General features: G+C 29.6%; 10 protein-coding genes. 5 read left to right on the top strand and 5 right to left on the bottom strand.

Annotated elements, in window-relative coordinates; genetic code table 11:
* Positions 1 to 177 precede the first annotated feature (177 nt).
* From GN138_RS08365 to GN138_RS08355, 3 genes are all read left to right on the top strand, one after another.
* Complete coding sequence (locus GN138_RS08365) at positions 178 to 396, top strand: hypothetical protein (protein WP_092447541.1); 219 nt, start codon at positions 178 to 180, stop codon at positions 394 to 396.
* Positions 396 to 701 (top strand): type II toxin-antitoxin system RelE/ParE family toxin, encoded by a 306-nt coding sequence (locus tag GN138_RS08360; RefSeq protein WP_157363337.1) that lies wholly within the window; start codon positions 396 to 398, stop codon positions 699 to 701. The genes GN138_RS08365 and GN138_RS08360 overlap by 1 nt, the downstream gene beginning before the upstream one ends.
* Before the next feature lie 536 nt (positions 702 to 1,237).
* Complete coding sequence (locus tag GN138_RS08355) at positions 1,238 to 2,434, top strand: TlpA family protein disulfide reductase (protein ID WP_157363336.1); 1,197 nt, start codon at positions 1,238 to 1,240, stop codon at positions 2,432 to 2,434.
* Positions 2,435 to 2,494: 60 nt separating this feature from the next.
* Here GN138_RS08355 and GN138_RS08350 read toward each other — a convergent pair whose 3' ends face one another.
* The 5 genes from GN138_RS08350 to GN138_RS08330 form a co-directional block, all read right to left on the bottom strand.
* Positions 2,495 to 4,567 carry a hypothetical protein gene (locus GN138_RS08350; RefSeq protein ID WP_157363335.1) on the bottom strand — a complete coding sequence of 691 codons (2,073 nt, stop codon included), beginning with the start codon at positions 4,565 to 4,567 and terminating at the stop codon, positions 2,495 to 2,497.
* A 116-nt stretch (positions 4,568 to 4,683) separates the two neighbouring features.
* Positions 4,684 to 5,466 carry an MBL fold metallo-hydrolase gene (locus GN138_RS08345; protein ID WP_157363334.1) on the bottom strand — a complete coding sequence of 261 codons (783 nt, stop codon included), beginning with the start codon at positions 5,464 to 5,466 and terminating at the stop codon, positions 4,684 to 4,686.
* On the bottom strand, positions 5,444 to 5,881 hold the full coding sequence (locus GN138_RS08340) for an acyl-CoA thioesterase (RefSeq protein WP_157363333.1): 438 nt from the start codon (positions 5,879 to 5,881) through the stop codon (positions 5,444 to 5,446). Before GN138_RS08340 ends, GN138_RS08345 begins: the two co-directional genes overlap by 23 nt.
* An 82-nt stretch (positions 5,882 to 5,963) precedes the next feature.
* A complete protein-coding gene (locus GN138_RS08335; RefSeq protein WP_157363332.1) occupies positions 5,964 to 6,347 on the bottom strand; it encodes a NifB/NifX family molybdenum-iron cluster-binding protein in 384 nt (127 codons plus the stop codon).
* A 181-nt stretch (positions 6,348 to 6,528) separates the two neighbouring features.
* Positions 6,529 to 6,930 carry a DUF134 domain-containing protein gene (locus tag GN138_RS08330; RefSeq protein ID WP_157363331.1) on the bottom strand — a complete coding sequence of 134 codons (402 nt, stop codon included), beginning with the start codon at positions 6,928 to 6,930 and terminating at the stop codon, positions 6,529 to 6,531.
* 423 nt (positions 6,931 to 7,353) lie between these two features.
* Here GN138_RS08330 and GN138_RS08325 point away from each other — a divergent pair, with 423 nt between their 5' ends.
* Positions 7,354 to 8,247 (top strand): sulfotransferase, encoded by an 894-nt coding sequence (locus GN138_RS08325; RefSeq protein WP_157363330.1) that lies wholly within the window; start codon positions 7,354 to 7,356, stop codon positions 8,245 to 8,247.
* Positions 8,248 to 8,295: 48 nt separating this feature from the next.
* Positions 8,296 to 9,564, top strand: a complete 1,269-nt coding sequence (locus GN138_RS08320) for a hypothetical protein (protein WP_157363329.1) — start codon at positions 8,296 to 8,298, stop codon at positions 9,562 to 9,564.
* The last annotated feature ends 1 nt before the right edge of the window (position 9,565 follow it).

Here is a 9,565-nt window from a genome sequence, read left to right as displayed (position 1 = left end):
ATAACAGACCTCGGAAAATTATAGGCTATAAAACTCCTCAAGAAATTATGGATTATGAACTAAAAAATGTAGCTTAGTATCAATCAAAAAAAAGCAACGTTTGTTGCGTTAGAACATTGAATGCAGCAACGAACTAAATCATATTTTTTTGTACATTTGATTAAAAGAAATTTTGAAATGGATATTCGAACAACAAAACTTGAACTACTCAAAACGATTTTGGAGACTGAAAACACTGATTTCATCCAAAGGGTAGCTGATTTTGTAAAAAAAGAAAAAGTAGATTTTTGGGACGAATTATCTATATCTGAACAATCTGAAATAAAACAAGGTGTTGAGGAATTGGATAAAGGAAAAAGAGTTTCCTTCGAGTCATTCCTAAAGAAAATTTCTTAATGAAAGTATTCTTATCTGAACTTGCCGAATCAAAACTTCTAAAGCTATCTCAATATTTACTTGAAGAGTGGAACGTAAAAACTCATGACAAGTTTATCTCAAAACTAAGCGATAAAATCAAACAAATATCAAATCAACCTGATAGTTGTCCAAAATCATCGGAATTTAAAAATCTTTATAAATGTGTTGTAACAAAGCAAACAACATTTTTCTTTAGAATAATAGCTGAACGAAAAGAAGTAGAAATCATTACAATTTTTGACACACGACAAAATCCTGATAAGTTAAAAAAAGACGTCGATTAAAAAGTACGAAAGCCAAAAAATGTATAAAATTAATTGCTTGGTTCTAGCCTACTTACGAAAATCCTCTCGGATTTTCTATTCGGTTTTTATTTGCTAAATTAGTGACTTAAACCACGTAACTATATACATCAACGATGTGGTCAAATTGCCTACGTAACGCACAATAGCGTTTTCAAAACCTTTTGTTTTACTATTTTCAACACATCGTTTACTATTTATTGCACCTCATCAAATTTTGTTCTATATTTAGTCGAGTCTAAGAACGCTCTACATGCAACTAAACACATCAGCGTTTATAGGGATTGAAGCGCAATTTTGACTCTACATTAAACACATAGTACTCGTTAAAACGTTGAATACAGCCCTGAACTAACAATTTTAAGAATAGAAGAACTAGTTTATACTAAGTTTTGCCTTTAAAATAACTAAAACAATCTTTTAAATACAGATATTGCAACCAAAAAGAATCAACCTAATTCAGTAGGAAATACATATAAACAAACCATTACTATTTTACTTTATATTATAACGTTAACATGATTTGGTATAAATTATTTTCAAAACAAAAAAGTTTTCTATTAAGTATACTAACCTTATTTCTTGTATCTTGTAATACGTCTTCTTATATATCTGGTAAATTAGAAGGAACTACTAAAGAAGGTGTTACAATATACCTTATAAAACCAAATAATTTAAAAGAGATAGCTGCTTCTTATTTTGGTAAGGTAATAGACTCTGCCCTCACAGATGCTAATGGATATTTTAAGTTTGAAAACACACCTAAAACAACTGAACCTTTATTGTTAGAACTGGCCTTAAAACAATCTAATAAAAGTCCTAATTATTTAAATACTTATAACCCTATTTTATCTAACTACATGCCTGTTTTATGGCAACAAGGAGAAACTATAAAGGTTAAAACCACTACAAAAAATTTTCAGAAAAATTTTATTATAGAAAATCCTTCGGAGACAAATAAAGCGCTACTCAAACTTAGAGATATTAACTTAAAAGCTTATGAAACTTATCTCTATGAAAAAAAATGGCATTTAGAAAACGGAAATCAATTATTAGATAAAGAACATGCTGTTTTACAATATCAAACAGCATTAATGAATTTTGCCAATGATACAGAACACCTAATGTCAGCATTAATTGCGCTTAGATGGGCAAGTCCACAAAATGATTATGAGCGTATTCCAGAATTTTTAGTAAGTCAATGTCAAAAATGGAATAAAATACAACCAGATCATATTTGGGTTAAACAACTCTGTGAACAAAGTAAACCTTCTAAATTACCGGTTCTTATAGGCGATGAATTTCCTGATGTAAAATTACCAACGATTACTAAAGATACAATTTCATTAAAAAATCAGTTAGGTAAAAAAATTACCATTGTAGACCTTTGGGCCTCTTGGTGTGCACCGTGCCGCATAGAAAACCGAGAAATTCTAGTTCCGCTATGGGAAGCATACCATAACCAAGGCTTACAAATAGTCGCTTATGCCTTAGAGAGTAGTGAAAAATCTTGGCAAGCAGCAACCGATAAAGATGGTGCCATTCGCTGGTTAAATGTATCCGAATTACAAGGTGATAACACCTCATTTTTAAATAAAATCCGCGTACAAACTATACCTGCTAACTTTATTCTCAATGATAAAGGCATTGTTGTTGCAAAAAATCTTCATGGTGAAGCATTAAAACAATGGGTTAAAGATTACCTAGAAAAATAATAACTATATACGTTATTTTTTTAGAATTTAATAACGTAACAAAAACAAATATTTAATCCACTATTCTAATAAATCTGGGTTACTAAGAATCAATTCAATCTTTTTTATAATCACAGTAACCTGACTCATTTGTGCTTCAATATTTCTAAAAAAGATACTAATATCTCTGTTTACCCAACTTTCTGAAATAATTCTTGCACCTAAGCTAATTCTTAATATTGCACTTTGAATATCATTATTATATTTAACATTTACAGCTTGCCCAATATGACATTTTTGCGCTGCAAGTCTTACAATCTCTAAAGGAGAATCTTGGTAATGATTTGACAAATCAGAATTTAACAATAGATAAAGCTTTTTCACTTTATCTACCGACAACACTTTATTATCCTTTAGAATGAAAAAAGGAAAAATAGTACGCATGTTTCTAATCCCAAACTCCTTACCTGTATAACTATTGGTATTTGTTTCATTGCCATAAAGTCGTTCTAAAAAGGTGGCTTCTTTAATAGATTCCTCTACAAAATCACAGAACATTTCAATACCCATGTTTCTATATAATACTGGTGTCATAAAATACCTTTCCATTTCTACTATGGCTGCATTCCAACGCATGTACGACCCATAATTATATCCATCGCACAAATCTTTAGAACAATGCCAAGATGTTGGCCAATCTGAATGGTTATAATATTTAGTTAATCCTTTTGGCAATGTATTTTTAATGGCTTGAATAGATTTACTTACACTTTGTGGCAAAATTAACGCACCAGAATAAGGAGGTCCTGTAAAGTATTTACTTCCTGTTATTGAAACAATAAACCCCTTTTTTAAATAGTTTTGAATGTCTTTTGGGTCTAACCTTACTTGTGCAGAATCTACAATGACTTGTATAGACAGATTTGTTAAACTATCTAAATCTTTAATCATTTTTTCACTAGGTGACTGATAGCCTAATTTAGATTGATCCATGACATGCAAGACAACATGCTTGCCTGCGTCGTTAGCTTTAGAAATTGCTGTAAATACTTCTTTATCTATTGCTGTAGAAGATTTAAGGTCTCCTTTATCATCTCTCAGCGTTACTTTATTTAATTCAACATCTCTAAATCCTTCAATTTTATCACCCTTTTTAATTGGGAAATTTAGCGCAGTTGTATTTTCAAAATGACAGCCTTTTAATGCGGCTGGCACACCACTACCAGTTTCGTCTGCTGCCACCAAAACATGTGCTATATCCTTATCTGTAATAATTTGAGTTATACCAGCGATTTGAAGTGAAGAATCTGTACCAGAAGGCGAAAATATAATTTGACTCTCTGTATTTAATTTAAAAATCTTTTTAAGTCTATCTTTTAATGATTCTGAAAACTCATTTGTAGAACTTTTAAAACCGTTTTTTAAACTGTTCTTAATTACAATTCGTCTTACCTTGTCTGTTTTATCAAATGCAAAATTAGAAACACTTGTTGCCGTTGAAGATGCAAATGTAAACGCATCAGGCCTAGGAAACGGTCTACACCCATATTTATTAAGCAAAGCAATTTCGTCTATATTTAATCTTAAATCACCACCATCCATTAATAAATATTCGGTTGGTTTTGCTAAATTATCTACAATAGGTTTCCAAGAATCTTTAAATACTTTGTCTATATAATCAATATCATGAAATTCTTGTAGTTCTTTAAATTGCAACAATTCTTCTGCGCCTATATCTTTATTTTTTCTAATAATGTTAGTTAAAAAATAGTCTAAAGATTCTAATTTCTCCTTATCTTCTTTTGGCAGTAACTTATAGAATATTCTGGTTACTTTAAATGCTGCGATATCGCATAATGCTACATCTTCTTTATTATTATCTATAGCTTTATACCATAATTGCCATTCAATACCATATCTAAGATAAACCAAAGCTAAAACAGGTTTTTTTAAATAAGATGAACCTATAATAATAGATTTATTCGGTATAATTTTAAATATATTTGGATCACTATTAGATGTAATAATATTAATATTGTTCATTTTTGGTACAGTATTAAATCTTTTTAAAACATGTACCAGGTAATTCACGTTTTCTTTTTCAAATAAACTTGTTCTTTTATATTGATCTTCTATTAATATATTATTTGTCATAAGTGTTTTAATTTAAAATGTTCAGAGGAACAAAATTCTCTTCTGAGGTATTTTACTGATTATAAAATTTATCAGTCTTAATAAAATGACTATTTATTTTATAAAAATAGTTCTTTTTATAAATTTAATACCATACCTGTTTTTAATTGTTCGATTTTAAAATGTTCAGAAAAAGCAACCATTGCAGGAAACTGGGTACAATGAGATGGGTGAATATCATTTATATTTTTTTCTTTAAGAAATTCTATTGTTTTTTGGGTTTGTAAATCATTGTGCTTTAGATGAAAACCTCCTATCACAGATTTTACCGTATTAATTCCTGTTAATTTAGAGGCATAATCAATTATATTACAAATACCAGAATGTGAGCATCCTGTTATTATAATTATCTCATTATTTTGAATAATAACAACAGCGGAATCATCGTTTACAAAATCTGGTTGTCTTAATTCATCTGAAAAATTAGTGGTTATAGATTCAAAATCATTAAGTCTAGGAATTTGACCTAAAAAAATAATTCGGTCTGTAATATAATACGGTTCGGTGGAGCATATTAAATTAAACTTTTGTTCAATCTCAGTTTTACTTAATTGTAACCCAAGGCTTGAAAAATCGCTGTTTCTAAATCGTTTTATAAAAGCTTCAGGGTGTGTAATTAAAGTTTTGTTCTCAATATACTGCAACCCATCACCATGATCCCAATGACCATGACTAAGTACAATCTTATCTACCTCATTTTTAATATCAATACCAAGGGTTTTAGCATTTTTTATAAAAACATCTGTATGCCCTACGTCGAATAAAAAATTTTCGCCTTCGTGTTCAATTAAATAAGATAATCCATGCTCAGCTAAAAACTCTGAACCTGCACAATTTTCAGTAAGTACTGTTAGTTTCATGAGTTAATGCTTCAAAATTGAGATTCAAAATTTCTTTTATAAATTCTGGAATACGTTTTGGTACCCGAGATTCGCTATCTACAAACAAAACTGTAGATTTAGCTTTACTTAACAGTGTATTTTGTTCGTTTTTAATTTCAAATTCAAAATTAAAACGTGTCTTAGGCATTTCTTTTATGATAGTTTTTATGGTAATAAGTTCATCAAAATGTGCTGGTTTTTTATACTTTATATTGAAAGAAATTACTGGTAAAATAATATGATTATGTTCTAACCTAATCTCATCTAACCCTAATTTTCTTAATAACTCATTTCTGGCTTGATGACAATAACTTAGATAATTGCCATGATAAACATATCTCATTTGATCTACCTCTCCATAACGTGGTCTTAATTGAAACTCATCAGTTATCATAGTCTATATTTTTTATTATTACTTGGACGAAGTCTTAAACAAAATATCTAAGTAAAACCGGTTAATAAATTGAAGTAAATTGTTAATGCTTAGACATATGTTTATGTTTTTGGCGTGTATGAGAACGAGTACAATTAATGCCATTGTCTGTAATCTCGCCTTCTACATACTTTAAAATAACATCTGAAGATTTACCTGTGCAACCACGTATTACGCTTATACCTGCATCATTTAATTTGTTTACAGCTCCTTCTCCGATGTTACCAGATAACATCATTTTTACACCTTCATCAACTAGTTCATTAATAATATTAGATTGGCAACTACAACCTTTGTTAGACTCTACTAGTTTTAAATCTATTATTTCATTAGCATTAGAAAATGTGTAAATTTCATAAAACTTGCTATGACCAAAGTGGTGTTCTATCTTATTATCTCTTGTTATGGGTATTGCAATTCTTTTCATTCTAAACTATTTAATTTTAAGATTTTACCAGTATTAGATTTTCTTCGTCTACCTTTTTTAAACAGTCTATTTTCCGGATATGCAAATACATCAGATATAGATTTTTTTTGCAGCGTCCTAGTTTCATGCCTGTTTTGGGATCTAAATTTTCTGGCCCTTTTTGGTTAAAGTTTGGCATATGCTATTCATTTAAATTTTCTAATTTATCTTCCTCAGGGCACTCATCACATTTAGCAGGCCTATCAATGCTTTCTAATAACTTAAAACATCTGTTACATTTGTAATAATCCTTATCAAACTCAAAATCACCACCTTTAATAACAATAGATTTTCCTTCTACAAAAGCTTGTCCAATTTTCTTTAAAGCACTATTGTATATTCTGGTTAGTGTTGGTCTAGACACCTCTATTTTTTCCGCTGCTTCATCTTGCGAAAGCTTATCATAAATAACCAATTTTACCGTTTCGTATTCTTCGTATTGCATCACAACTTGTTCTGTATCACAAAATCTAATACCGAACGGTTTAAAACCATGCATTTTTGGTGGATGATTAATTTTTCGCTTTTTCTTTGGTCGTGGCATTCTTTATTTTTTACAAAGATAATGAACCCACGTTCATTATATAGGTAAATTTTAAAAAATATGAATATTTAATTTTTAGAGAATAATGGAATAGAAAAAACCATAATTTTATTACTCTTAAAGATTTTGTTACAGATATAACCCTATAAAAGCCTTGAAAAAAAAAGAAATTAACAAACTAACAACAACGTCTAAAACCCTTTTTAAAATTTAGTATAATTAGGTGTATTACTATTTATTTCTTCGTAAATATTAACGTAAATTGCCATTAAGTTGCCTGTTTATAAAAGCTGTTTTCACAACTGGAATTAATAAAAGATATTAGTCAACTCAACTTATTTAAATGTATTAAGTGTTTTATATTATTGACTAATTAAATAGTTATTTGTTAAATTACTAAAAGACTTCAATCAAGAAAATTTTATGAAAAAAAATATTTTGGTTACCGGATCTCATAGATCTGGTTCAACTTGGACAGGAAAAGTAATAGAACAAGCACCTAAGGTTAGGTACGTTCAAGAGCCATTTAATATTGCAATGACAAGAAAATACACACCTCTTAAATATTGGTTTCAACACATTTCTAACACGTCTACATCACTGCAAAAAAAAGGTGCTAAAAAATACCTTAATTCTTTTTTACATATTCTCCATGTATACACTATTTATAGATTATTAGATGTCAGCTCTATTAAAGGCGTATATTATTTTTTAGGAGATTTAATAAAACGTCTTACATACAGAACAATTATTAAAGATCCAATCGCCATTATGTCGGTAGAATGGATTTACAATAATTATAATATTGATGTTGTTGTACTTATTAGGCATCCTGCAGCTTTTATAGCGAGCCTCAAAGTTAAAAACTGGGAGTTTGATTTTAACAACTTTTTAAATCAACCCTTATTACTAAACTCATATTTAAAACAATATAAAGACGCCATACTAATTTATTCTAATAACCAAAAAGATATTATAGATCAAGGAATTTTACTTTGGAATATTATACATCAAACAATATTTCTTTACCAAAAGAAATATAAAGAAGATTGGTATTTTGTTAAGCATGAAGATCTTTCCACAAACCCAATGGTTGAGTTTAATAAGATGTTTGCTAAATTAAATTTAACCGTTGATTCTAATGTTATTAATTATATAAATGAAACCACTAAGAGCAATAAAAAATCTGAATTAAAAAGAAATTCTAAAGAAAATATTAAATCTTGGAAACAACGACTTTCTGAAGATGAAATACAACAGATAAAAATTGGAACAGAAAAAGTTTGGAAGAAATTTTACACAGAAAACGACTGGTAATTAAACTTTTACAAAAAATCTCAGTCTTAAACGTAAAAGAATTATATTATGAGACTTTTAACCTTATGGGTTTTAATTTGCTTTTTTGTGGTGTCTTGTTCTACATCAAACAATAACACTAATACAAACTCCAATTTTAATACTGAAGATATAAGAATTGGAGATACCTCTGTTAATTACGTTAATCCAGAAATTTCCCCAATTAATAATTATATGATCTGGATTGAAATTGACACTTTAAATGGTGTTACCGGCAAAGTATGGCAATGTGGTATAAACCCAGAAACTGGCGATCTAATTCCTACAGATGGAAAAGGCTTTAATCCGTTTTCATCAAATATTTATGCTAGACCAGCTGATTGGGGAATAGATCAATATGGTGTCTATTACGTTGGCGCTACACATTATGGTCAACTAAAATTTGTAAGACCAACAAGCCCAACTACTGCAACAGTTACAAATATTAACACACCAATAAACAATAAACGTAGAGTATTTTACCCATCGCAATTGCCTAATGAAGATAAGCGTTACCTCAGTTATATTTTAAATGATGTAACCAACGGTTTCTCTTCTACATATCCTCAAAACACAACTTTTCAATTACGACTATTAGACATAGACAATCCTACTAATGATTACCTAATAGAAGAACAAGCAAGTGTTTATCCTCAAATTATAGCCATGGATGTTATTGTACCTAGATGGATTAAAGGGAGTTCTTACCTTTCCTATGGCTCTAAAGACGATATTGGTACAGCACAAGCAAAACAATTTAATGCAAATACTCCAACAATATCAGCATCACAAATTACAGATGATTATAGCAATAAAGTTGATGGTAATTCTTTTCTCAACACTGCTAATGGCAATCAATATTTTATAAGTGGTATAGATGCCACTAGCACAGCATACATTTATAAGCGAACTGCCTTCAATACCATGTTTGTGCAACACGAATCAGTAACTCCTTTATCTGAAAATCTAGAAACTCCTGCTCTAAATCAATCTCACGAGCCATTTACTTTTAATAATCAATTGTACTCTACATTTCAAATTAATAACGATGGTGGTAACTTCTTTGAAACTTCATTTAATCAAGCTGGTGAAATATGGCTTACAACTGTAGATAACACCAATCAGCAACAATGGTTATTGAGCCAATTTAATGATAGTTTAAGTGTCTCTGAACCAGAACCATTTATAGGTACCACAAAAGTTTGGGTCTTTTATTCTGCTGTAATTATTGATGATACCACACCTTATTTAAGAAAAAAATACCAATTAAGACGATGTACTACACCTCTCGAAATTTAAA

The organism is Winogradskyella endarachnes (genome assembly GCF_009741275.1).
GTDB classification, from domain to species: Bacteria; Bacteroidota; Bacteroidia; order Flavobacteriales; family Flavobacteriaceae; genus Winogradskyella; species Winogradskyella endarachnes.
The sequence above is the reverse complement of the archived record's forward strand: the minus strand, read 5'-3'. Positions and strand labels throughout refer to the sequence as shown.

What these genes read in the sequence shown, in the direction of transcription:
- GN138_RS08365 (WP_092447541.1), top strand. Translation starts at nt 178, where the DNA reads ATGGATATTCGAACAACAAAACTTGAACTACTCAAAACGATTTTGGAG.
- GN138_RS08360 (WP_157363337.1), top strand. Translation starts at nt 396, where the DNA reads ATGAAAGTATTCTTATCTGAACTTGCCGAATCAAAACTTCTAAAGCTA.
- GN138_RS08350 (WP_157363335.1), bottom strand. Translation starts at nt 4,567, where the DNA reads ATGACAAATAATATATTAATAGAAGATCAATATAAAAGAACAAGTTTA.
- GN138_RS08345 (WP_157363334.1), bottom strand. Translation starts at nt 5,466, where the DNA reads ATGAAACTAACAGTACTTACTGAAAATTGTGCAGGTTCAGAGTTTTTA.
- GN138_RS08325 (WP_157363330.1), top strand. Translation starts at nt 7,354, where the DNA reads ATGAAAAAAAATATTTTGGTTACCGGATCTCATAGATCTGGTTCAACT.
- GN138_RS08335 (WP_157363332.1), bottom strand. Translation starts at nt 6,347, where the DNA reads ATGAAAAGAATTGCAATACCCATAACAAGAGATAATAAGATAGAACAC.
- GN138_RS08340 (WP_157363333.1), bottom strand. Translation starts at nt 5,881, where the DNA reads ATGATAACTGATGAGTTTCAATTAAGACCACGTTATGGAGAGGTAGAT.
- GN138_RS08320 (WP_157363329.1), top strand. Translation starts at nt 8,296, where the DNA reads ATGAGACTTTTAACCTTATGGGTTTTAATTTGCTTTTTTGTGGTGTCT.
- GN138_RS08330 (WP_157363331.1), bottom strand. Translation starts at nt 6,930, where the DNA reads ATGCCACGACCAAAGAAAAAGCGAAAAATTAATCATCCACCAAAAATG.
- GN138_RS08355 (WP_157363336.1), top strand. Translation starts at nt 1,238, where the DNA reads ATGATTTGGTATAAATTATTTTCAAAACAAAAAAGTTTTCTATTAAGT.